Origin of the sequence: Paenibacillus konkukensis (assembly GCF_023523925.1) — a bacterium.
In the GTDB taxonomy this organism is placed as follows: Bacteria; Bacillota; Bacilli; order Paenibacillales; family NBRC-103111; genus Paenibacillus_S; species Paenibacillus_S doosanensis.
Map to the genome: position 1 here is coordinate 1,518,054 of NZ_CP027059.1, position 24,078 is coordinate 1,542,131.

16 protein-coding genes are annotated in these 24,078 nt (G+C 56.1%); 1 reads left to right on the forward strand and 15 read right to left on the reverse strand.

The annotated features are described in order from the left end of the window. Window positions 1-8: 8 nt before the first annotated feature. The 4 genes from SK3146_RS06755 to SK3146_RS06770 all read right to left on the reverse strand — a co-directional run bounded on the left by SK3146_RS06755 (window position 9) and on the right by SK3146_RS06770 (window position 6,239). Complete coding sequence (locus SK3146_RS06755) at window positions 9-1,151, reverse strand: enolase C-terminal domain-like protein (RefSeq protein WP_249864359.1); 1,143 nt, start codon at window positions 1,149-1,151, stop codon at window positions 9-11. Between the two features lie 47 nt (window positions 1,152-1,198). Continuing rightward, window positions 1,199-2,080 (reverse strand): carbohydrate ABC transporter permease, encoded by an 882-nt coding sequence (locus tag SK3146_RS06760; RefSeq protein WP_249864360.1) that lies wholly within the window; start codon window positions 2,078-2,080, stop codon window positions 1,199-1,201. Between the two features lie 41 nt (window positions 2,081-2,121). Further along, window positions 2,122-3,081 carry an ABC transporter permease gene (locus tag SK3146_RS06765; protein ID WP_434006863.1) on the reverse strand — a complete coding sequence of 320 codons (960 nt, stop codon included), beginning with the start codon at window positions 3,079-3,081 and terminating at the stop codon, window positions 2,122-2,124. Between the two features lie 881 nt (window positions 3,082-3,962). Beyond that, a complete protein-coding gene (locus tag SK3146_RS06770) occupies window positions 3,963-6,239 on the reverse strand; it encodes an AraC family transcriptional regulator (RefSeq protein ID WP_249864361.1) in 2,277 nt (758 codons plus the stop codon). A gap of 303 nt (window positions 6,240-6,542) precedes the next feature. Between SK3146_RS06770 and SK3146_RS06775 the strand changes: the two genes are divergently transcribed. After that, window positions 6,543-7,397 carry a helix-turn-helix transcriptional regulator gene (locus SK3146_RS06775; RefSeq protein ID WP_249864362.1) on the forward strand — a complete coding sequence of 285 codons (855 nt, stop codon included), beginning with the start codon at window positions 6,543-6,545 and terminating at the stop codon, window positions 7,395-7,397. 277 nt (window positions 7,398-7,674) lie between these two features. Here SK3146_RS06775 and SK3146_RS06780 read toward each other — a convergent pair whose 3' ends face one another. The 11 genes from SK3146_RS06780 to SK3146_RS06830 all read right to left on the reverse strand — a co-directional run bounded on the left by SK3146_RS06780 (window position 7,675) and on the right by SK3146_RS06830 (window position 24,020). Beyond that, on the reverse strand, window positions 7,675-8,313 hold the full coding sequence (locus SK3146_RS06780; protein WP_249864363.1) for a rhomboid family intramembrane serine protease: 639 nt from the start codon (window positions 8,311-8,313) through the stop codon (window positions 7,675-7,677). 395 nt (window positions 8,314-8,708) lie between these two features. Beyond that, window positions 8,709-12,458: a rhamnogalacturonan lyase family protein gene (locus SK3146_RS34975; protein ID WP_283942812.1), complete on the reverse strand. Its 3,750-nt coding sequence runs from the start codon at window positions 12,456-12,458 to the stop codon at window positions 8,709-8,711. Window positions 12,459-13,050: 592 nt separating this feature from the next. Next, window positions 13,051-13,977: a ribokinase gene (gene rbsK / locus SK3146_RS06795; RefSeq protein ID WP_249864364.1), complete on the reverse strand. Its 927-nt coding sequence runs from the start codon at window positions 13,975-13,977 to the stop codon at window positions 13,051-13,053. Between the two features lie 511 nt (window positions 13,978-14,488). Next, on the reverse strand, window positions 14,489-15,604 hold the full coding sequence (locus tag SK3146_RS06800; RefSeq protein ID WP_249864365.1) for an IS110 family RNA-guided transposase: 1,116 nt from the start codon (window positions 15,602-15,604) through the stop codon (window positions 14,489-14,491). A gap of 399 nt (window positions 15,605-16,003) precedes the next feature. Beyond that, window positions 16,004-17,566 (reverse strand): amino acid permease, encoded by a 1,563-nt coding sequence (locus tag SK3146_RS06805; protein WP_249864366.1) that lies wholly within the window; start codon window positions 17,564-17,566, stop codon window positions 16,004-16,006. Between the two features lie 60 nt (window positions 17,567-17,626). Beyond that, window positions 17,627-17,755 (reverse strand): hypothetical protein, encoded by a 129-nt coding sequence (locus SK3146_RS34980; RefSeq protein ID WP_259620220.1) that lies wholly within the window; start codon window positions 17,753-17,755, stop codon window positions 17,627-17,629. A gap of 135 nt (window positions 17,756-17,890) precedes the next feature. Beyond that, window positions 17,891-18,886 carry an ethanolamine ammonia-lyase subunit EutC gene (eutC, locus tag SK3146_RS06810; protein WP_249864367.1) on the reverse strand — a complete coding sequence of 332 codons (996 nt, stop codon included), beginning with the start codon at window positions 18,884-18,886 and terminating at the stop codon, window positions 17,891-17,893. Window positions 18,887-18,919: 33 nt separating this feature from the next. Continuing rightward, on the reverse strand, window positions 18,920-20,281 hold the full coding sequence (locus SK3146_RS06815) for an ethanolamine ammonia-lyase subunit EutB (RefSeq protein ID WP_249864368.1): 1,362 nt from the start codon (window positions 20,279-20,281) through the stop codon (window positions 18,920-18,922). 3 nt (window positions 20,282-20,284) lie between these two features. Then, window positions 20,285-21,775 carry an ethanolamine ammonia-lyase reactivating factor EutA gene (locus SK3146_RS06820; RefSeq protein WP_249864369.1) on the reverse strand — a complete coding sequence of 497 codons (1,491 nt, stop codon included), beginning with the start codon at window positions 21,773-21,775 and terminating at the stop codon, window positions 20,285-20,287. A 23-nt stretch (window positions 21,776-21,798) separates the two neighbouring features. Next, the gene (locus tag SK3146_RS06825) at window positions 21,799-22,395 is read right to left on the reverse strand and encodes an ANTAR domain-containing response regulator (RefSeq protein WP_249864370.1); all 597 of its coding nucleotides are present in this window, start codon (window positions 22,393-22,395) and stop codon (window positions 21,799-21,801) included. A 185-nt stretch (window positions 22,396-22,580) separates the two neighbouring features. Further along, window positions 22,581-24,020: a sensor histidine kinase gene (locus SK3146_RS06830; RefSeq protein ID WP_249864371.1), complete on the reverse strand. Its 1,440-nt coding sequence runs from the start codon at window positions 24,018-24,020 to the stop codon at window positions 22,581-22,583. Between the last annotated feature and the right edge of the window lie 58 nt (window positions 24,021-24,078).

A 24,078-nucleotide genomic window follows, 5' to 3' on the forward strand; every position in this document is an offset into this window, starting at 1 on the left:
AAGAACGGCTACACGCGCCAGCCCGCACTGCGGACCAAGCCTTCATAATAGGCCGCGTCGATATGCAGTCCGAAGCCCGGCACCGATGGAACGGTTACCAGGCCGTCTTGGATCGAGTATCCCGATGTATCGATTCCGGGAATTTGCGCCTCGTCCCATTCCACGAACATAAACCCTTCAATCGCCGGATAAGCCTGCGCCGAAGCGTAATTGCCGTAAAATCCGCCGTAGTTATGCGGCGCGGCCTTCACTCCGCTGCGGGCGAGACGCTTGGAGAGCTTCAGCCAATTGACGATACCGTAGTCCTTCAGATCGTACTGTATCGCATCGATCAGCCCTTGTTCGGCCCATTCCACGATAGGCTTCGCCGCTAGTCCCTCCCCGTCGGTGATCAGCACATTCAGCTGCTTCTCCGCCAGCCATTCCTTCAAGTTGCGGTACAGTCTGTCATCTTCATGAAACGCTTCCTCGATCCACAGAAGCTTGGACTGCGCCGTCTCGCTCAGCACATGCTTCGTTAAGTTCAGGTTGTAGCCGTTGTTGGCGTCGATCGAAATGTTGCATTCAGGCCCTACCGCGTCGCGAATACCGTTGACGATGGCGATATCCCGCTTGGTGCCCTCCATCAAATCCATATGCATAGCGCCGCGACCCACCTTGATTTTGAAGCCCCGGAAGCCTTCGTCGTAGCCCTGCATCGCCTCTTCCTGGAGCAGGCGAACGGCGTCCTCATGCGAGCTGAGATGAAGGTCGTCAAAGTACAGCGAAGTGTCGTAGCACGGGACCCGCAGCGCAGATGCCGCCTTGCTTCCGCTAAGCAGCTCGTAGATAGGCTGTTGTCTTACTTGCCCGAGCCAATCGAGCAGCGGGAATTGAATCGCATGGAACCGTTCTTCGATCCACTGCTCCGCGGAGAACATGTCCCGAACGCTGCTGCCGATCAAAGCCTGCGCATCCTCGCGGGAAATTCTCGACCAGCCGTAACCGGAAATGCCGCCGATCGTGACGCGAAGCAGCGGAAAGCCGACTTCCTTGCCGTGCACGCCCAATCTCGCGTTGCAGCCGGCCAATCTGCGGCGCTCTCCTTTCATCACCGCTTGTTCGATGCTCTCGATACGCCAATTCATTTCCAGATCGTTAAAGCTTTGCATAGTAACCTCTCCTCACCGTGTTTTTTGGAAAAAAATGTATCTTGCCATTATCCTTTGACCGAGCCTAACATGACGCCCTTCGTAAAATGCTTTTGCAAAAACGGGTATACCGCAAGAATCGGCAGCGTAGATACGACCACGGCCGCCATCTTGATCGTCTGGGTAGGCAGCTGCTTATCCGAAGCCATCTCTACCGCGGACGCCCCGCCGACGGCGGTATCCGAATCGATGAGCATGTTGCGAAGCACGATTTGCAGCGGCACCTTCGTGAAATCGTTAATGTACAGCACCGCGCTGAAAAACGTATTCCAATAGGCGACGGCGTAAAACAGCCCGAAAGCGGCGAGCGACGCGGCGGACAACGGAAGAATGATGCGGACGAAAATGCTGAGCTCGTTGCATCCGTCGATCATCGCCGCTTCTTCGAGCTCCGCCGGAATGCTGTCGAAGAAGCTTTTCATCAAAATAACGTACCAGCCGCTCGTCAATACGGGAACGATCAGCGACCATATGCTGTTAATGAGGCCCAGATCGCGAACCAGCAAGTACAGCGGAATGATGCCCGGATTAAATAAAATCGTGAACATCACCATAAACAGCATCGTCTTCCGGCCGTGCAGCCTTTTGCGGGAGAGCCCGAATGAAAACGCCGACGTAATGATCAGGCTGCACAGCGTGCCGACCGTCGCCAGGAAGGCGCTGACCCCCGTCGCTTTAATGAACGCCGAAGTCGACAGCAGATATTCGTAAGCGCTTACGCTCCAGCGTCCCGGCAGCAGGACAAAGCCGTTCTTATCCGCAAATTCGCCCGGCTCCGTGAAGGAAACGACGAATACATAATACAAAGGAAATAACGTGACGACGGAAACGACGACCAGCACCAGCATGTTCACTGCATTAAATGCGCGGTCTCCCAAGCTTTCTCTCATTAGGCGATTCCTCCTTTCAGCGCATGAGGACCCTCTCCTCCTCAATAAACGCCTTCTTCGCCGAAGCGTTTGGCCGTCCAGTTCGCCCAAACGACGAGCGCCAGTCCGATCACGGACTTGAACAGCCCTACCGCCGTCGTATAGCTGAACTGCCCTTGCTGAATGCCGTTGCGGTATACGTACGTCTCGAAGACGTCGGCGACGCCCGCGACCGCGCCGTTGGACATCAGGAACACCTGCTCGAAGCCGACGTCCATAATATGGCCCAGCCGCAAAATCAGCAAAATCACGACGACATTGCGTATGCCCGGCAGCGTAATATGCCATATTTGTCTGATCCGGCTCGCGCCGTCGATTTTGGCCGCTTCATACAGCTGCGAATCGATGCCTGTCATCGCCGCCAAAAAAATGATCGTCCCCCAGCCGGTATCTTTCCAAATATTTTGCGCGGTCAATAGCCCCCAGAAATAATTCTCGTTGGTCAGAAAATCAATCTTGGCGTAGCCCATACGCTCCAGCATCATGTTAACGACTCCGCTGGACTGGGACAGGAGCAGGAACGTAATGCCCGCAATGATGACCCAGGACAGAAAATGGGGCAAATACACGATGGACTGCACGGTCCGCTTCCAATATTTATTGCCCACCTCGTTCATGCACAAAGCCAGCACGATCGGCAAAGGGAAGAAGAACACCAGGCTCAAAAGGCTGATCATCATCGTGTTGCGGAATAAAATGTAAAAGCTCGGATTGGTGAAAAACCGGACAAAATGCTCCATGCCTACCCAGGCGCTGTTCCATACGCCCATATATGGGGAATAATCTTGAAAAGCAATGATGATTCCCCACATCGGATAATACTTAAAGACTAGGAAGTACACGATTCCGGGCAAAACCAGCAAGTATAAATATTTGTCGCGTTTCAGATCGGACCAGAGCATCCGTCCGCTTCTCTGCTTCACGACTGCCTGAGACCTCAGCTTAGCCTCATCCATCGCCATCTCGCTTCCTCCCCTCTTAAACAAATGATATCGAACGCTTGCATCTCCGCTTCCCCCCTTTACACCGCGCAAGCTGCATTCGGAATCAGCTGATACGCCCACTGTAAAGCGCTTTCGTGCAAACGGCAATAATAATAAATTATCGCGATCCCGTGCAAAATTTCCGGCGATCGTCTTTTTTTTCCGAGGGGTGAACAACGCCGACTGCGCATGCGAAAGCATCCTCCGATCGCTATTGTTCCCGGATTTCTTGAATAGTTCAGCCCGTGACACGGTTGAAATCCGGGAACAAAGGCGACCGCTCTGCTTCTCCGGATTGCCCTCGCTTGCTTCGTTTGCTTATTCACCGGGCTTTTAAAAGGGTGGTGAAAAAGTCCGCTGCGGCGTCCATTTGATCCTCCAATCGCTGTTGAAAACGGATTTTTTGGATTGTTTTTTCGTTTTTCTTTGGAGAGAATCCGTTTTCAAAGGCGAACGCTTACGCTTTTCCAGATTCAAATGGCCCCTCCGCTCTTTTTTCACCGGCCTTTTAAAGAGCGTAAACAACGCCGGCCGCAGTTATGCGCTGTAAATGGACAAGCGTCGTTCCCCGCAGAACAAATCCCCCAAAAGCCATCCATGCCGCTACGCGGCACCACAGACAATGGAAATGGGGTACCAAGAGTAATTTCCAGGGTAGTGACGTGATGCTCTGAAGCTTATTCCGTCCGCATCCAGCCTAAGCTGGATCGGCGTCTAACCCTTCCTCTGGGATCGTTCTATGGGTAGATTTTCCTTTCGGGGGAGACCCCGGATTTCCACAGGATATGGCTGCGCATCATTTCCTAAACAATGAAAAAAGGCCCTCCGGCAAGCGGGGAGGACTTGGAAACATTTGGTCTTCAAAGGAATAACGGCTCGCTGCCCCTGTGCTTTTCGCGGTACTGCCTCGGGGTGATTCCTTCGCTTTTTTTAAATAGACGAATCAGATGCGATGGCTGGTAATGCAGCAGCTCGGCCACCTCGTTAATTTTCATATCGGTTTGCACAAGCAGCTCCTTGCATTTCTCCATGCGCAGCCGGATGACGTAATCGATAAAATTGATGCCGTTCATTTGCCGGAATACTTTGCTCAGCTTGGACGAGCTCATCTGCAGCTGTTCCGCGTACCTGTCCAGCGATATGTCGAGCAGCAGCTCCTGTTGAATCTGCGTCAGCAGCCGATCCATCAGCTCCCGCATCTGATTGTCGTAAGCGACGGACAGCGTCTTGATAAAAGGCCGGATCAGCTTATATTGAAACCATTCGACGATCTGCCGCTCTTCCGACAGCTGCATCAGCTGCTCGTACAGATGGGCGCCTTCATACAAGTCGTACAAGTTCACGTCATGCTTAAGGATGGCGTCGTGCAGCGAGCCGAGCAGCTTCATCATCCCTTGGTGCACCATGAATTCGGTGCTGTTATCGCGCTGCAGCTCCTTCATAAACTCGCGGATCAGCCGGACCGCCTCTTCCTCCAGTCCCATGCTGACCGCATGCACGATCTCCCGCTCCAAATTCGCCGGAAAATGCTTGTTATGCGCCGTCTCCACCCTGATGTGATTCATATCCAGCAGCTGATTGGACGTGTGCAGATCGCGGAACCGCAGCGCTTTGCGCGTCTGATCCAGCACGTGGGGCATCTCCAGGATCGAATCGGATAATTTGCCCGTTACGATCGTGACCTTCAGCCGCAGAACATTGTTGACCGCAGCGATATAATCATGGGCCAGCTTGTTGATGAACGCTTTGGCCGCCTCGTTCGAGCAGCTTGCATCCAGCGCGAGCAAAGCGCCGATCGACAAGTCCTGAAAATGGATAACATGAACCTTGCTCATTTCGGCGGAACAAAGCTCGGCCAAAATATTCGACGCCGCATAAGTAATCAGCTGCTCATCCCGGTCCGTGCATTTGCCGCCGAGCTCGGACAGGCCGTGCAATTGGGCCGCCAAGACAACGAAGCGCCGATCGTCCGCATCCCAATCCAGCTGCCGCAGCTTCTCCAGAATCTCCCGTTCCGAGTGATTGTACAGATTGCCCTGCAGAAACTGCAGCAGGAAGCTTTCGCGCAGCGCCGGAATCGATTGCTTCATTTTAGCGGAAAGCGTTTTCCTTTCTTCCAGCAGCTGTCTCCACTGGTTTTCCATATAGGTGATTTCGTCCTTCTCCTCGATCCTCCCGTTTCTCGGAGCTTCGAACAAACGTTTCAGCCGCGCGATGGGCGCATACATCGTATTGGATGCGAACCAGGACAGCAGCAGCCCGATCGTCAACGCCGTCACGCTGATCCACAGAATGAGCATGGACAGATCCGTCACCGGAGCGGTGACCTGGGAGAGCGGCGTAGCCGATACGACGGTCCATTTGCTGCCCAGCTTGGCGATCTTCTCGTACGATACGGAGTAGCTGCTGCGGTCCCATTCGTACTTGAACATGTTTTCGGTGCTGTTGTCGTTCATAATCTTTTCTTTGAGCGCGGCCTTCAGCCCTTCCGGCTCCCGCGCGCCGTCCGCCGGCCCGGAAGCCGTCAAATCGTCCCCATTCTCGTTGAACAGAAAAGAAACCCCTTCTCCTGAAACGAGCTTCTGCACCATCATATTCAATTTGCCCTGATTCAAATAAATGATAAATGCGCCGAACGAACCGTACAATTGACCGCCGGGAAGCTTAATCACGATCGCTTTGTACTTCGAACCCGGCTCGTTTATTTTTCTCAGGCTGTAATTCCAATAAATCGTCCGTTCTTTATCGAGCAGGGAATTGAGCAGCCCCAAATCTTCGTCCGAGCGAATCGTTTGAAATCCGATCTCGTCCCCGAGCAATTTATCCGAACCGCGCAAATATAAATTGACGCTGTCGATCAGCGAATTGGATTCCGTCATCATTGAGAACGATTTCATAAGTTCGTTCGTTCGCGGAAAGTCCTGTACAAAATCCATCTGCTGCAGCGATTCGTCCAAGCTTCGGTCAAAGGCGAGCCGGACAACCGAATGCTCCAAATTGGTCATATAATCGTTCCATTGTTGGATGGACTGGCTCATCTGATTCTGATGCGCTTTATTCATCTCTTCTTCGATCCGTGCGGTTCCCAGCACATACAGCAGAATACCGATGAAAGCGATCGGAATGCTTGTAATCAAAAGAACCAAGCTTAAGTTTTTCCAAAAAAGAACGCCTCTGTTTTTACCGACCGGTCCGCTCATCCGCTCACACCTTCTTTTTAACATAGACTCCCCCGGTTACCTTGAGTATAGTGCTTGCCTAGAATATAACATGGGATGTCCGGAAGCAATATGTTCAAATACAACAACAATTTATCCGATCGCAACATTGCTGCAGGCGAACAACGTACTGCGTGCGTATCGCAAATATTCTTTACTTAAGCTCGCAAATTGCCCTATCATGTACTTATCACACAAAAGTTACGGAAGGAGCGCTTCGAGGTGCTGCAGTTTATTGCTCCCCCTATGCCCCACTATATCGTCAGCGGAGAAGATATCTATTCCATAGGAGGCAAGCATGCCAACCGCTCGAACATCGGTGTCTTCGATCTGATTGTCGTCACCCGGGGAGGCTTATTCCTCGAAGAAGGCAGCATGGCTCTGCCTGTTCCGGCAGGATCTTACGCGCTGCTGCGGCCGGATCGAGTTCACCGCACCGCGATGCCCTGCAGCGAAGAAACCCATTTTTACTGGCTGCACTTTCAGACGCTGGGCCGCTGGTTCGAAGCGGAGGAGAAGCCGCTACCCCCGTCCTTGCTCGAAACGGAGCCTTATGCCCGGATTGAATATTTCTCCTTTTATTTGCAGCGAAGCGGTAAGCTGCGAATGCCCTCCCTTGTCTTCGATGCATTCCGTCATCTCCTGCAACTCGGCACGGAACCTTCCCCTCTGGCGCTCTATAAGCAGCAGCAGCTGTTTCATGAGATTCTCCTGCACCTTCAGGAGGAAGACGAAACCCGGGGCGACCGCCCATATGAACGGGTCGCAGAGAAAGCGGCCGTCTATTTGCGGCGTCATTACAAAGAACCGTTGTCCTATCAGCGTCTCGCCGAGGAGCTGCATTTCCACCAGAACCATATCGCTCTCTGCATGAAAAAAACGTTCGGCTGCACGCCTCTCGGCTACGTCACCCGTTATCGGGTGGAGATGGCCAAGCGGCTGCTGATTCACACCGATGACCCGATCGGCCGCATTGCGGAGGAAACCGGCTTCGGCTCCTTCCCTTACTTCGTTCGCTGCTTCACCAAGCATGTCGGCGTGCAGCCCAGAGCGTTCCGGATGGAGCACAGGGTGTAAAAGCGGGCCGCTGCCATAAGAAAGGGCGAGCCGACCGCAGCGCGGCGGAAGCAGGACGGTTAGCCGTTATCGCCCACTTTCTCGCCTGCAAGCGATTTTGCAGGACCAACCGTACCGGGCTCCAGTCATAAGCCGCCGGATTTTTTCTATATATAGCGCTTTCAAACGGCCGTCTCATCACATGCAGAAACCGCCCACAAGGAGCGGCTTTGGTTTGCGCTTCGGCACGCAGTGAGCCTGCTTATTGCACAAGCGCTTGCTTATTGCACAGTCGCAGCTACGGCATTTCTTGTTCCCGCTCGTCATCCGGCCGCCGTCTGCGCTTGACGAACAGCGTCATCAATGCCGATACTGCGAACCCTCCGACGAAGCCGCCCGCATGGGCGTAAAGGTCGACATTCGGAATAATCAGCGAGTAGACGAAGCCGATGATGACGATCGTACGCACCGTCTGCTTCGTTTGGTAATCGATTAAGTCTTTGCGGAATATCGATAAGTACAAATAAGCCGCGTATACGCCGTAAATCGCCCCCGACGCTCCCGCCCCGATATAGTAATCGGAATGCAGCCAAGCGCTGACGATATTGGCGATGATTCCGCACAAAAGATAAAACGGCGCATACCTCAGCGAGCCGAGCAGCCGTTCGAGCGGCGCCGCGAATACGTACAAGGCGAAGCTGTTAAACAGCAAATGCTCGAAGCCGATATGGATAAAGATCGAAGTGACATACCGCCACAGCTCAGGCTCCATTCCCGGCAGATCGAACATCGCCCCGAACCGGATTAACGTTGCGTTGCTTTTCGACGAGCCGTACCAGGTCATCGCCGCCATAACCAGCACATTTATGATGATGATTGCCGTGGTGACAGGATATAGGCGCACATATTGCTTCAGGCTCTCTCTTCGGACGAACAATACCCCTCTTCCTTTCCGTTGCGAATCTCTCAGGCAGCCGCCTGCTGCAAAAATCGCGCAGCCTATGGCTTGCCGGCCAAGCGGCAGGCGACGTGCCCGTAAAGTCTAAGCACATTATAGACGTTTCTTCGTCTTCATACAACAATCGGCAGAAACGCGGAACAAATCCCCCAAAAGTGACGTGATGCTCTGAAGCTTATTCCGTCCGCATCCAGCCTAAGCTGGATCGGCGTCTAACCATTCCTCTGGGATCGTTCTATGGGTAGACATTCCTTTCGGGGGAGCCCACGGATATCCACAGGATATGGCTGCGCATCATTTCCTAAACAATAAAAAAACAGAAGCTTAAGCCCGGACAGGCTGTCCGAGCTAAGCCTCTGTTGCAACGCCTTGCCCTACGGGCTCACTTTCACCGATATCGCATCGCTCTTCGTTGAGCCGGCGTCGTTAACGAGCTCGGCGACATACTGATAAGCGCCTGCGCTTCGCCCTCTGACCTTGGTCACGGCCGATTGGGCCGAAGGCGTAGAGGGTACGAGAGACTGCGTATCGATAAGCACTCCGTTCTCGTACAATCTGTACGATTTCGCATTCGTTCCCCACCACAGATCCATGCGAATATCGTAATTGCCGTCCCCGTCCCAATTATCGTGGGACAGCACCGCTTTGGCCGGGTTGGCCTGGTTGACCTGAACGGTCAGCGGCTCGCACGGCGTCGTTCCGTAACGATTGATCAGCTCGCAAGTATAGCGGTACGTTCCGTTCGGCTTCCCGTGAATGGCGGTAGTGACGGCTTGAGCGTTCGGCGAATGATCGCCGAGCGTCTTCGACTCTACGAGGCGGCCGTCTTCGTACAGCTTATAGACAGTGCCGTTATTGCCCCACCACACATTCATCGTGATGTTATAGTCGCCGTCCAGCAAACCGGTATCGTAGCCGTTATCGCTCGACAATACGCCTTTGGCCGGCGCTCCGTCGGCAGAGCCGCCCGGGATGCCGATCGTCACCGTCATCGATCCCGCCGCTCCCGAACCGTCCGCGGCCGTCGCCACCGCCAGCACCGTTCCCGGAGCCAGCGCCTGCAGCAGGCCGTTCGCATCGATGGAGGCGATGGCGGTCTGCGTCCCGTCCGGTGACTGTACGCTCCATGTCACCGCCTTGTTCGAAGCCGCCGCGGGCGCCACTGTCGCCTTAAGCTGCAGCGACTCTCCGGCCAAGACCTCGCTCGACGGCGCGGATACGGTCACGGCAGACGCCTTAAGCGGCACGCGCTCGATGCTTGGAACCGGCGGCTCGCTCATGCCGTCTCCGAGATAGAAGCTGGGATGAGGAGGCTGGTTGTAGGCTACGTTTTGCCAGGCGACGGACAAGCGGTACTCCGGATCGTCCATCAGCGTATACAGCCGATGCGGGGTAACGGCCGTCGTCGTATAAATTCGCAGAGCGCTGCTGTCCTCGGTGCGCCATACGGCCTCTTCCCGCCAATCGCCGAACAAGTCGGCCTGCAAGGACGGATTGCCTTTGGTCGTATTGTTGGAATTCGTGCCGACGGCGGTCAATAGTCTTACCGACTTCTGATTCACGTAGTCCCATTTGTCGATATTACCGACGCCTATCGGGTCTTTCCAATCATGATCGAGCAGTTCGCGAAGCAAGTCGCCGTCCCACCAAATACCGAAGTTGACCGACGGCCTGGAGCTGCTGATCTTCTCGCCTTTGGTCGTATAGATGCCGCCCGCGTCGCCGGTCGCCCACATTTCCTCTCCCAGGTAGCGCGGATCGATGTCCGCGGACATCCCCCTGCCGACATCGTAATTGGTAGGCACGCCCCAGATGAGCTCGCCGGTCTCCGCGTCCCGGAATTCCAATCCGGCCGGATTCGGATATTCTTCGTGAACGCCGAAATATTCCATCCCCGGGCGGCTCGGGTCCAAATCGCCCAAATGCATCGCATCCCCATGGCCAAGCCCCGTCGAGTACAAGATCGTTCCGTCGTCGTCAATCGCCATGGCCCCGTACGTGATCTCGTCCTTGCCGTCGTGATCGACGTCCGCCACGGATAAATTATGATTGCCTTGTCCCGTATAAGCGGCGTTGCCGGGATCGTTCGTATCGAACTTCCACAGCTTCGTCAATTTCCCGTCGCGCCAATTGTAGGCTACCAGAACCGTACGGGTATAATAGCCTCTGGCCATAACTAGGCTCGGCCGCTCTCCGTCAAGATAAGCGATCGCCGCCAGAAACCGGTCGACCCGGTTGCCGTAGCTGTCGCCCCAGCTCGACACGCTGCCGCGGGGCGGGTCATAGTCCGTCGTTACCATAGCCGCGCCGGTCTCCCCGTTAAAAATCGTCAAATATTCCGGTCCGCTCAAAATATAGCCGCTCGAATTGCGGTAGTCGGCGGCGGCGTCTCCTATCACCTGCCCGGCGCCGTCTATCGTGCCGTCGGCCGTCTTGAACGCCACCTCGGCTTTGCCGTCGCCGTCCAGATCGTATACCATGAACTGCGTATAATGGGCTCCGGCGCGGATGTTGCGGCCCAGATCGATCCGCCATAGACGGGTTCCGTCGAGCTTGTAGGCGTCGATATAGACGTTGCCGGTATAGCCGGACTGCGAGTTGTCCTTGGAATTGGAAGGGTCCCATTTCACGATGAGCTCCAGCTTTCCGTCCCCGTCGAGATCGCCTACGCTGGCGTCGTTCGCGCGGTACGTATACGCCTCGCCCGCAGGCGTAACGCCGTCGTCCGGCTTTTGCAGAGGAACGTCCAAATACTGATCGTTCCATACCCCGAACGTTTCGCCCTGGCGCTCCTCGGCACCGTTCACAATGGCGCGCACCTCATACGTGTCGGCCGCCGTGCCGCCGTCATCCAAATAATTGGTGCTGTCCGTTATCGGCTGCGAGTTGATCTTCTGCCCGTTGCGGTACAGATTGAACGCAATGCTCTTCGGATCGGTGCCGAACAAGCGCCAGCCCGTGTAGACCCCTCCGTCCACCTTGACCGCTACCGGACTGCGGTCCAGCGTCTCCGTCTGACGCTTCAGCGTCGTCACGGCAGGCACGGCCAGCACTTCGGACGGAGCCGATACGCCTCCCGTATTGACCGCCGTCACCCGGTAATAGTAAGCCATCGTCGTAAATACGTCGTTGTCGGTATATTCGGCGGCGTTCACCGTCGCTATCGTCGCGAACGGTCCCTGTTCGCTCCGGGCACGCTGCACTTGATACTGGAGCGTCCCGGGAACTTCGTTCCAGCGGAGCGTGAGCCGGGTCTTGGCCGCGTCGGTTACAGCAAGCCCCGTCGGGGCCGCAGGCGGCTGCACGGCGGGATCGCGTACCGTCACCGAAACGGAATCGCTCGGCGACGACTCGATATTTTGGTTCAGCAGCTGCGTCACCCGGTACCGGTAAGCGCCTCCCAGCTGTACCGTACGGTCGGTATAGGATGTTTCCGTGCTGGTGCCAAGCCGGGTAAAATCTCCGCCCTCTCCGTCTGCAAGCCGGTATACGTTATAAGCGCTGGCTCCATATACCGCATCCCATACGAGACTGACGGACGGACTGGGCGCATACGTGACCGCCGAAACGCTCAGTCCGCCCGGAGCCTGCTGCGGCGTAATCTCGATCGCATTCGCCCGGCCGTCCCTGCCGAATTGGAAATTCATCTGTCCGTCGGCAAGATGAACCGTCCGGATCAGTTCGGCGTAGCTGCCGCTAGCGGACGAGAGCGTTCCGTAAGAGACTCCTTCGATCGATATATCCGTCTTGTTCGAGGCGATCGCATCCCCCGAAACGACACGGACGGAATATTCCCCGTTCGGCAAATCTACCATGAAGCCGTAATCCGTACCGACCGTAAAATCCCGCAGCAGCGGTTCGGCCGTTCCCCTATCGCGGTTATTCACCGACCGGTCGAGCCCGTAGCCCCGGGCCGCCGTGTATATCGTGGTGTTGGAGACCCGGGTATAGCCAGGGGCAAGCGGACTCGTGTCCGAGCCGAAGTCGAACATGGAGCCCGAAGCCGCTGCCGCGGAGGCTGCCGCTTCCGCACGGCTTACGCCGGCATCGCCGATTCCCGCAGCCAGGGTCAACACAAGCACAGCAGACAAACAAGCGGACAAACGTCTTTGTAAAGCGTACAATAGATCTCCTCCTCATGTTCCTGCATGGCATTCCGCAATTACGGCACCCCCCCTTGGCGGTGCATCATGTTGAACGTTACTGCTTGTCCTCCTTTACTAAGGAATTTAATCGATCGCAGTCCTAAGGACGCAATCGATTTGGTAGCGTTTACATAATATCACAAATGAATTGTCTGAATCTTTACGCAATTTTGCCTAAAACTTTCATTTATTTGTCAATCGTGCGCATTCGCGAAATTCAGCGTTCAGACCGTTCTCGGGAAATCGAAGAACGCAATAGGGCGCCAAACAGGAACAAATCCCCCAAAAGCCATCCATGCCGCCGACGCGGCACCACAGACAATGGAAATGGGGTACCAAGAGTAATTTCCAGGGTAGTGACGTGATGCTCTGAAGCTTATTCCGTCCGCATCCGGCCTAAGCTGGATCGGCGTCTAACCCTTCCTCTGGGATCGTTCTATGGGTAGGGTAGACTTTACTTTTGGGGGAGTCCACAGATATCCGCAGGAAATTGCTGCGCATCATTTCCTAAACAGCAAAAAAGCACGAAGCCTACTCAAGGCTCCGTGCTTTTTAAGATTAAATCAGCATGCTATACGGCATGCTCGGACAAATAAGCTTCGATCTCCGCGTGATCCGGGATCGAAGCCTGGGCTCCCGCCCGCGATACCGCAATCGCGGAAGCCGCGGAAGCGAAGCGCAAGCTGTGCCGGACGGTTTGCCCGGCAAGCCGCGCCGTCAAAAAGCTGCCGATAAACGTATCGCCGGCAGCCGTCGTATCCACGGCCTTCACCTTGAAGACCGGCTCGCGCACAATCTCTCCGCGCCGGTCGGCGTATAAGCTGCCCTGTTCTCCGAGAGTGAGCAGCACCGCATCGGCGCCTTGAGCGAGCAGCGCCTCTACCGCCTGCCGGGCCGCTTCATCGGTCAGATCGGCCGTCAGTCCGGTGAGCTGCGCCGCTTCATGCTCGTTAACGACCAGCAGATCGATCAGCGGCCATAGCTCCGAAGGCACGGGAGCGACCGGAGCCGGATTATAACAGGTGAACACGCCTTTGCTCCGCGCCAGCTTCAGCGCGAAGACCGTAGTCTCCCATGGAATTTCATTTTGCGTCAGCAGCCCGTGAACGTTGTCGAAGGCGGCGGATTGATCCGCAATATCTTCCGGAGTCAGCTTGCCGTTAGCTCCTTCCGACAATATAATATGATTTTCCCCTGCGGCATCCACATTGATATAGGCGATCCCCGTTCTGACCTGCTTATGCAGTACGGCTCCGGTTCGGACGCCTTTTTCTTGCAGCGAAACGAGCAGCCGGGGCCCGTAAGCGTCGTCTCCGACCGCGCCTACGAAAGCGACCTCCGCCCCTGCCATGGCGGCGGCAACCGCCTGATTCGCTCCTTTTCCGCCGGGATAATAAGCCGTATTCAAGCCTTTCACCGTTTCTCCTGGAACCGGAAGCTTCGTAACCTGGGTGACAATGTCCATGTTCACGCTTCCTACAACAACCAACTTCGTCATGACAACCTCCCCAACAAGCTACCTAAAAAAATGAAACATGTCCATTGTATCATTCATTTTGAAAATGAGAAATGCTTTCCCCTGCTGCATTAGAAGGGCGGTGAAAAAGTCCGCTGCGGCGTCCATTTGATCCTCCAATCGCTGATATGAACGAGACTTGTCAATAGGCAGTTTGTAACTCCCCTTGGTTTTCCCTTACCCCTTTTCATACAAGAGGGGTGAACAAGCTGAACTAGAAGGCAAAAGCTATCAACGGTGAGCAGTCTGATATTCGCGGGTTCGGATATACCGCATGTTTTCTCTCCGTCTATAGAGAGTGGCACCACGAACTGTTGTCGTGCATCTTTCCCTTTTAGGGTTGGCACATAGCGATTACGTGGATTCTCTCTTACGGCTTTTCCCTTTGCCTTCTAACTCAGCTTTTCATCTCCACTTGCATTGGAGGCATGGGATTACCTTGAATCAACAAAATTGAACTTTGGTATAACAAGCGTCCTGTTAAAGAGGCGATTCATCCATGTATTCTTTTTTCTTCAAGTTCTCTGGCAATCGACCAAATAAATCCACTTAATTCTCGCGCCACGGCCACAACTGCTTTGCCACTTGGCTTCCCCTTTGACAGCATTTTCGTATATTTTCGATGTAACCGATGCTGTGCTTTCCAGGATATGGCCTGTATTTCAGGCGATTTTCCTTGTTGACGTTTCTTTAACTCTCCTTTCAACGCAGGTGTATAGCGATAACTCCAAGCGGATTCGACCAGCAAACGGCGAAGGTGGGTATTCCCTGATTTCGTAATACTTCCCTGCCATCGGCTTTGACCACTTGAGTATTCCCGCGGCACCAAACCTGTGTACCCCATAAAAGCCTTCGCATTTCCAAACCGGGTAAATGAACATACTTCGGCTACGATACCTGTTGCGGTCGTTTCAGCTACGCCACGTAAGGTTTGAAGGGCTTGTATTAATGGAGCGTGGTGCCCTTTCGTCGCTTCCTCGTGAATGGCTGCTTCTATACGTTTCAGACGTTCTTCATTTTCATCCATCTGATGCAGCATTTCCTGCAGAACCAAACGCTGAGTAGCAGACTCCAATGGAATACGTCCTAACCACAACCGATACTTTGCCGTCCAGCGGCGAAGCCGCTCTTTAGGTGCAATCTGATGACGAAGAAGAAACTTCCCGATCCGCTGCCGGATTCGAGCCCGATCTTCCTTGACATCTTCACGCATCCGTACCAGATCACGAAGTGCTTCTTCCTCTTGGCTAGGTACATGCACGCGGGTTAATTCACCTGCTCGAAGTAATTGTGCCAGACGCATCGAATCCCTGCGATCCGTTTTTACCCGTTCTCCTGGACGACTCGGCATGAGTGAAGGGGCGATAACTATACAGTCATATCCGTGTGCGGTTAGCAAACGAACTAAAGGATATCCTGTTGGTCCTGCCTCGTAACAAATGCTTAACTCATTGGGTTCGCCTAACTTTCTCAATGTTTTCAAGGTGTGATACTCCGTATGAGGAATCGTACCCAAATACCGAGCGCCTTCTCTACCTGGATCTGCTACAGATACAGCAATTTTTTCCTTCGATACGTCTAAGCCTACGTATTTTATGGTATCCTTCATAGTACAGACTCTCCTTTGCAATTTAGCTCTGATTTTGGTTTTGGTTTAGCTTCTACTACACCATTATTCCCAAAATTAACCTAAGACATTGCACTGACGGGGAGTCTGTCTCGTTCATGATAACTGTTGAAAACGGATTCTTTGGATTGTTTTTTCGTTTTTCTGTGGAGAGAATTCGTTTTCAAAGGCGAACGCTTACGCTTTTCCAGATTCAAATGGCCCCTCCGCTCTTTTTTCACCATGCTTTTAGGTCAGCCGGAAAACGGTCCGGCGGCACGGAAACGGCGTTTATTTGCGGAGAATCTCCTTCTCCTTCTCCGGACTGCGCCGGCGAATGCAAAAGGGCAACCGTTAGCCGGATGCCCCGCTGAATCTCGCTACTTTTCCTTATTACAAAATCTATACTTTGTGAGAAACGCCCGATTTCGGCCCGTCCGCCGCTTCCAGCGCCTGCTCCCTGCGCAATATTTCGTCCATGGAGGTGTTGAGGGCAGCTTGCGGACCCTGAAAATGACGCTTGTAATAAGCCAAATCCATGATGACCAGCACCACCAGCATGGCGGCCAGGGCGTAACCGGCGGTTTCGTTGGGAGGGATTACCATCATGATGCAAATAAATACGATCCAGATCAGGGCGACAATGGAGATCGCATCGCTGTATTTGCCCAGATTCCACGGTCCGAGATGCTTTTCCTGAAATCGGCCGCTTGCCTTGGCCCTAAGCTTCAGCCAGATCGGAATGCCGTAAGCGACATACAATCCGACGACGCTGACGGCGGTCAGAAACGCAATGGTCGTATAAGCGGCGTCCGGATTCACCGTTTTGATGATGTAATCGACGAAAGCGAGCAGGAACGAGAGAATAATGGCAAGCCAAATGGCTTTGGCGGGGGTACGGTATTTTTTGGAGATTTGCGCCCATTGCGAGCTGAGCGGCATGCCTTTGTCCCGGGAGAAGGCGTACATCATTCTGGAGAACGACGTGATCGACGAAAGCCCGCAGAACCACATCGCCGCCGTCACGAGCCACAAAATAATCGAGCCGAACGTGCCGCCCAGCGCTTGGCTGATCACGTAAATGAACGCGTTATCCGCCCCGGCCGCCGCTCCGGCATCCTTGATGGACAACGTGACGAAAGCAAGCATCAGGAAACCGAATACGAAGGAATAAGCAACCGAGGTGAAAATTCCCCAAGGAGCGCGCACGCGCGGGTTGATCGTCTCTTCGATCGTATGCGCCGAGGCGTCGAAGCCGGTAAACGTCCACTGCGCCTGCAGCAGCCCGATCAGGAAGGCGAACATGTACGGCTTATCCGAGAACGTCTCGCCCACTTTGAACAAATAATCGACGCTGTTAAGTCCCCCTTTGGTAAAAAACGCGAGAGACACGACCAGGACCGCGACGATCACGATATGGTACCACGCCGAAAAATCGTTGAGTTTAGCTACGATACGTATCCCGATATGATTGAGAATGCCATGCGTCAGCAAAATGACGGTAAAGGCGATCAATACGGACGTATTGTCCGACGTATAGCCGAACACGCTGGCCAGCAGCGGGTCGGCGAACAAAGCGACCGAGTAGTCGATGCCCGCGACGATGCCGATCTGGCCGATCAGGTTGATCCAGGCCGTATACCAGCCCCAGCGCTTGTTTTTCAAGATCGCCGCCCAATGGTACAGCGCCCCCGCCGTCGGAATCGCCGAAGCGAGCTCGGCCATCGCCGCCGCCACGAACATGACGAACAGCGCGACGATCGGCCAGCCGAAGCCCATCATTCCGGCTCCGCCGTAGGTCAGGCCGTGCCCGTACAGCGATACCGCCCCGGTTAAAATGGAGATGATCGAGAAGGAAATGGCGAAGTTGGAGAACCCCCCCATACTGCGTAAAAGCTCCTGCGCGTAACCGAATTTGTTCAAATCTTGTTTGTCCTTATCGTGGTGATGAGATTGTGCATTCATACGTTCAACCTCCTCCAAAGGATAACCGATTGGTTGCTTGCCCCGCTTACGCCGCAGCCGTTACTTGCCGAGGAAGCTTTCATGCTCGCTTTCGTCGTAATTGCGAATACTGTTGCCTGCTATGCGGACGACCCCCAATGCGAAAAGACAAGTGATCACAATGATGATAATCCCGATCAGCGTAGACATCCTGACTCACCTCCTTAGAACACCGCATCTTCATTCGACTTTTCCGCAAAAATGTTGCCCCCTGCGCTAGAGGAAGCTTTTCATGCCGTTCGGCACGCGTCTGATTCGCCCTCCCCGCCCTCAAGGCCGAACCGGCTACAGCTCCATGTTCACGCCGCTCGCCTGCTGCTCCAGCATTTTGCGCAAAATCGTCCCGATATGAGCCCCCGCCTCTACCGGGGGCGTGCCTCCCGGATGAATATTCGAGATGACGGTGCGATCGCTTTCGACCGTTCCTCTATGCGGACGGTAGCACATGTAGGCGCTCATCGAGCGAGACGAAACGAGTCCCGGCCGCTCCCCGATCAGCAGCACCAGCGCCTCCGGCTGGAGCAGATCGCCGATATGGTCCATGACCGCGACCCGGCCCCCGCGAACGAAAAACGGCGTGCCCTGCGTTAATCCGTACGAGGCCAAAGAGTCGAGCAGCGACGGGTAGACGTCGGCCAGATTGGCGTCGACGGCGTTGGCGCTTAAACCGTCGGAGACGACGATTTGCACCTGCGGACGCATGATGCAGCGCTTAAGGATCAGCTGAGCCCCCTCGTCGGTGATGACTCTGCCCATATCCGGCCGCTTCAAATAGTTGTCGGTATCGCGAAAATGCGTCTCGACCTGAAACAAGCCGAACTCGCCGAGCAGCGACGGATTGACTTTGCCATAGATGGAGTCGACGGCCGCCGCATGGTCGCAGCGGAATTTGAGCAGCTCCTTGGTCAATACGCGCGTCCCCGTCCGCCATACGCCGATTCGGGCCGGAGTGCTGGAGACAAGTTCGCCCATTCCGTCCGCCCATTTGGGCGAAGGAATTTTGGAAACCGGCGGCGCTTCATTCGCGTCGTTCTCCGCCGGTGAATCCGAGAGATCTCGGTCCGAATCCGCCTCGTCAGCGGTTGTACCGCCGCCGTAGTCCGGCTCGGCATGCGCGGGAGCTCGCGGGCTCCGCTCGGGAGAGCGCAGCGACGGATCGCGGTTTCCCCCGGCCTCCGTGACGAGCGGAAGGGGCTGTTCCTGCGAGAGCAGCTTCTTCTCAAGCTCCGCCATCACTTTATCGACAAGCTGATCCAATTCAAGCGGCTTCGTCCGGTTCATACCGTTTGCTCCTTTCCAGGTAAAATAAGACCGCTACATGAACAGCGAAGGGTCTCCCGCGATCGGGGTCAGCCTGCCGTTCTCCATGATGCCCATCCGCTCGAGCCAGCGCTCGAACTCCGGAGCCGGACGCAGCCCCATCATCTCCCGCAAGGTAGCGATATCGTGATAGCTCGTCGATTGATAGTTCAGCATGCAATCGTCCGCCATCGGAACGCCGATAATATAATTGACGCCGGCGGCTGCCAGCAGGACGGCCAGATTATCCATATCATTCTGATCGGCTTTCATATGATTGGTGTAGCAGACATCGACGCCCATCGGCAGCTGCTGCAGCTTGCCCATGAAGTGATCCTCCAGTCCGGCGCGGATTACTTGCTTGGCGTCGTACAAATATTCCGGTCCGATAAATCCGACCACCGTGTTCACGATAAACGGCTTATACTTGCGGGCAAGACCGTAGCAGCGGGCTTCCAGCGTCACTTGATCGATACCGTGATGCGCTTCCGCCGACAGCTCGGAGCCTTGACCGGTCTCGAAATACCACAGATTCGGACCGGTTCCGGTGCCGTCCCGCCGGATCAGCTCATCCGCTTCGTCCAGCAGCGCCACGTCGATGCCGAACGCCTTGTTGCCGTCTTCCGAGCCGGCGAGGCTCTGGAACACCATATCGGCCGGAGCCCCCTGCCGGATCGCGCGCATCTGCGTCTTAACATGAGCGAGCACGCAATTTTGCGTCGGGATTCGCCATTTGCCCATCACTTCCTTGGTCATATGAAGAATTTCCTTCACGCTCTCCGCCGTATCGATAACCGGGTTGATCCCTATGACCGCATCGCCGATGCCGTAGCTGAGCGCCTCGTACAAGGAAGCCTTAATCCCTTGAATGTTATCGGTCGGGTGATTCGGCTGGGCTCTGCCGGCCAGCACACCCTTCTGCCCGATCGTAATATTGCAGTGCGCCTGCACCTCCATCTTGGATGCCGCCTGAATCAGGTCGAGATTAGTCATCAGCTTGGCGGCCGCCGCCGCCATCTCGCTGGTCAGCCCCCGGCTGATCCGGCGTATTTCCGTATTGTCCGTCTCCTGCCGCAGCAAATATTCGCGCAGCTCCGCCACCGTCCAATTGCGCAGCTCCGCGTAAATGCGCTCGTTCAGCTGCTCCTCGATCACCCGCGACACTTCGTCGGTTTCCGGCGGCAGCAGCGGATGATTGCGAATATCGGCCAGCGTCAAATCCGCCAGCACGAGCTTCGCCGCCATCCGTTCCTTGGCGTCCTGCGCGGCGATGCCCGCCAGAGCGTCTCCCGACTTCTCTTCGTTGGCTTTGGCCATTACTTCCTTCAGGCTTGCAAATTGAAATACCGTGCCGTGCAATGCGACCTTCAGCTTCATACGCTACCTCCCTTCGCTGCCGTGAAAGGCTAACGTTTTGACGACCGCCGGAATCATCATGCCGCCGATCGGCTCGCCCAAGTCGATATAATCCCCGTACTCGACGGTAATTTGATCGATGCAGACGATCTTCATCCCGCTTCCGCAGCGCAAGGACAGCGACTGTCCGAGCGCCTTCGCCATATCGTCGGCGCAGACGACGACGAGCACCCGGCTTGCCGGGTATGCGCTGCGGTACGCTTCGCACACCTGTTCCGACAAGCGCTGCAGCGAAGCGTAGCTCCAATGCTTCGCGGGCGGAACCGCCAAGGCGAACGGCGGCCCCGGATCGCTGCCGTCCGGCTCGAACAAGCTCGCCGCCGTGCGAATCGCCTTCGCCGCAGCCTCGCCAAGCCGTTGCGGACGTCCCGCTTCCTCCGGCGGCAGCTCCGCCTTGATCACGGGCAGATTGCGGATCGGCAGCACCGAAGCGTCGAGATGAACCGTAGCGCCGCTCAGCTCGGTGCTCTGCATCCCCGCCCCGATCACGGTCGCCCGCACCGTTTCATCCGGCTGCTTCAGGGTCAGGCCCTCGCGGGCGAAGCAGTCCTTCAGCGCATGCGCGAGCAGCGGTCCGATATCTCCGTGAACGGCGGTTTCGGCAAGGCTGCGCGGCCTCGGCTCCTGCATCAGCCGGCCGATACCTCCCGATACCGTCCACTCTTCGATCAGCGGAACGCTCGCCATCGGTCTGCCGAGCGTCAGCCGGCCGACCGCCTCCCGGCGCTCGGGCTTCACCGTGCCGGTCAACCCGCTCAGCATATCCCGGCACATCGCTTGGCAGATGCCGTACAGCGCTTCGTAACTGATCCGGTCACCCGGGGACAGCCGATAGCCGGCCGCACGCAGCCATGGGCGGATCGACTCGGAAACCGCCGTCAGCGTGCCGGAGCGGTCCAGCTCCAGCAGCCGCCCTCCGGCATGAAACGTCGCGGTGCCAATCGGCTTGCCTCTCAGAAATACGGCCGCGTTCGCAGTGCCTCCCCCGATATCCACGTTGACGACGGGACCGCGAATGCGCCGCGACCGCTCCTGTGCCCCTGCGCCTCTCCCGGCGAGCAGCCCTTCAAGATCGGCGCCGGCCGCAGCGACGACGAAATCGCCCGAGCGTTCGGCCAGCAGATGAACGATCTGGCGCGCGTTGCGCTTGTTCGCCGTCTCGCCGGTTATGATGACGGCGCCCGATTTCAAGTCGCGGACACTGATTCCGGCCCGCTCGTATTCCCCCGCAAGCAGCGCCGATATTCGCGCGGCGTCGATCTCATCCGCGCCCGAGAGCGGCGTCCGGTGAATCGGGCTCGAATAGAGCAGCTCCCGCTCCACGATATCGAACCGGGGAAGCGCCAGCGCTCCCGACGTTCGCGCCAGCTTCAGCCGGCTGACGATCAGCTTGGTCGTGCTGGTCCCTATATCGATGCCGACGCTTGTAATCCACTGCTCTTCGCTATCCTTCACCGCGATTTTGCCCTCCCTTCCTTTCAAGCGCCGTGTCCGGACATCGCCTCCGGACCATCGCTTAAGATAAGCTCCGCCAGCCGCCCCATCGGCATCCGCGCCGACATGCTGGCCTCGCGCATCCGCCGGTACGCTTCCTCTTCTTCCAGCGCGTAAGCTTTCATCAGCAAGCCTTTGGCTTTTTCGATCGCTTTGCGATCCTCCGCCGATTGTTTCAGCCGTTCAAGGTCCTGCTTCAACGAATCGATCCGCCGTTTCTGACTTAAGGCAATCTCCACGGCGGGAATCAAATCCTCCTCCGACACCGGTTTGACCAGGTAGGCGGCGACTCCGGCATCCCGCGCGTCCCGTACAAGCTCCCGCTGGCTGTAGGCCGTGAGCAGCAGCACCGAAGTATCCTGCATGCTGCGGATAATCCGCGCCGCCTTGATCCCGTTCATGACCGGCATTTTCACGTCCATAATAACCAGATCGGGCTTCACCCTGGCGACAAGCTCCACCGCTTCTTCCCCGTTCTTCGCCTCCCCGGCGAGCGTATAGCCTTCCTCTTCCAGCATCTCGCAAATATCCATGCGAATAATAGGATCGTCGTCCACGACGACAATGCCGTTTTTCATCATCGGCTCCTCCTCCCTACTAGAAGCTCGCATTTGGTTCGCCGCGTTTCCGGGAAAAGCGGTGAACGACGAGCGGCCCGCTGTCGATAAAGGTTTCGCGGGGAAAGTCCATCTACAAAAGCGACCTCTTATGCTGTTCCAGCTCCCTGGCTCTCCATTTATTCTCCCGCCGCTTGCTCGCCGCGCTTCTACGTCTTGGACAGCGGGAACGTAAGCTGAACGTCGGTACCGCGGTCGCCCGAAGCCATGCGCATGACGCCGCCCAAATTTTCCGTGACCAGCGTCTCGGTAATTTTCAGCCCGAGATGACCTCTGCCGCCGCTCCGCCTCTCCGCCGGAATCATCCCTGCGCCGTTGTCGGACACGCGCACCGTGGCGATGCGTCCGGCCGCTTGGAGCTCGATCTCGATCTCTCCGCTATCCCTGTCCGCAAACGCATGAACGACGCAATTTTGCACGAGCTCGTTGACGACCAGCGCCAGCGTCGTAGCCGTATCCGAGGCCAGCGGCAGCTCGTCGCCGTACAGCTTAACCCGAATCGACTGATCCGGCTTGGCCGAAGAGGAGACGATGTTTTTGGCGATGCGGTCTACGACATCGATGAACCGGATCGTATCCAACCCGTCGAAGGCAAGCATTTCGTGAATAATGGCGATACTGTTAATCCGGTTTATGCTGTCCCGGTAGACGGTCTTTACTTCGTCGAGCCGGGTTCGGCGCATTTGCAGACGAAGCAGACTGGAGACGGTCTGCAAATTATTTTTGACCCGGTGATGAATTTCCTTGATCACGGCCGACTTGATCATCAGCTGCTTATCCTTCTCCTTCAAATCGGACACGTCGCGGATCAGCATCAATCCCCCGACCGCGCGTTGCTCCTTGTAGATCGAGACGGCCTTCAGCTCGAAGGCTTTGCTCGCAATTTGGACCTCCTCATGGTAGATCCCGCCGTGACCGATAATTCTGCTCCCTTCCAGCTTGCCGTGAAACAGCTCTTGAAGAGTACAGCGCTTGACTGCGGCGGCTTCGGAACGACCGAGCCCCTGCAGCATCGCAAGAGCCCGCGGATTCGTATAGGTGACGCGTTCCCGCTCGTCGAACAGCACGATTCCTTCATGCATCAGCAGCGGCATGCTGCCGTCCGACATCGCCATATTCAGCAGCGTTTCGGTAAGCTGCTCCGTCGTCTCCATCAGCTGCTCGACGTGCTTTTCCTGCTCCAGCCGCTCCGAGATGTCCTGCTCCATAATCAGCGCGCCCAACACCTTCCCGCTTTTCGCCCGGATCGGGACGACATGCTGCTGCATCGCGATATGCTCCTGGGACATGCCCCGCGAGCCGAGCACCTGCTGGCCGGAGAGCAGACAGAACATGACGGCGGGCTCGTTATGCGCGTAAGCGTATTGGCCGACCACCGACGTCTTATAGAGCGACGGGGCCGTAGCCGGATGCGCCTGGGCCACTACCAGCGCCGTTCCCGGGTCCGGGAGCGGGCAATCGATGAATACGTCGGCCTGCGAAACGTCGGCAATCAGCTGCAGATGGCCGGCCAAATCCTCGATGACGGCGGCCTCGTCTGCGGATAATAACGTGCGCTCCGCGCACATGGCTGCAATCGATAGCGTCATGGTCGTCTCCTCCGCATTTGAGGATTGAATTTGTGAAGCATTCTCAACCGGCTTGCAT

What these genes read in the sequence shown, in the direction of transcription:
- SK3146_RS06755 (WP_249864359.1), bottom strand. Translation starts at nt 1,151, where the DNA reads ATGCAAAGCTTTAACGATCTGGAAATGAATTGGCGTATCGAGAGCATC.
- SK3146_RS06760 (WP_249864360.1), bottom strand. Translation starts at nt 2,080, where the DNA reads ATGAGAGAAAGCTTGGGAGACCGCGCATTTAATGCAGTGAACATGCTG.
- SK3146_RS06765 (WP_434006863.1), bottom strand. Translation starts at nt 3,081, where the DNA reads ATGGCGATGGATGAGGCTAAGCTGAGGTCTCAGGCAGTCGTGAAGCAG.
- rbsK (WP_249864364.1), bottom strand. Translation starts at nt 13,977, where the DNA reads ATGACGAAGTTGGTTGTTGTAGGAAGCGTGAACATGGACATTGTCACC.
- SK3146_RS06800 (WP_249864365.1), bottom strand. Translation starts at nt 15,604, where the DNA reads ATGAAGGATACCATAAAATACGTAGGCTTAGACGTATCGAAGGAAAAA.
- SK3146_RS06805 (WP_249864366.1), bottom strand. Translation starts at nt 17,566, where the DNA reads ATGAATGCACAATCTCATCACCACGATAAGGACAAACAAGATTTGAAC.
- SK3146_RS34980 (WP_259620220.1), bottom strand. Translation starts at nt 17,755, where the DNA reads ATGTCTACGCTGATCGGGATTATCATCATTGTGATCACTTGTCTTTTC.
- eutC (WP_249864367.1), bottom strand. Translation starts at nt 18,886, where the DNA reads ATGAACCGGACGAAGCCGCTTGAATTGGATCAGCTTGTCGATAAAGTG.
- SK3146_RS06815 (WP_249864368.1), bottom strand. Translation starts at nt 20,281, where the DNA reads ATGAAGCTGAAGGTCGCATTGCACGGCACGGTATTTCAATTTGCAAGC.
- SK3146_RS06825 (WP_249864370.1), bottom strand. Translation starts at nt 22,395, where the DNA reads ATGATGAAAAACGGCATTGTCGTCGTGGACGACGATCCTATTATTCGC.
- SK3146_RS06830 (WP_249864371.1), bottom strand. Translation starts at nt 24,020, where the DNA reads ATGACGCTATCGATTGCAGCCATGTGCGCGGAGCGCACGTTATTATCC.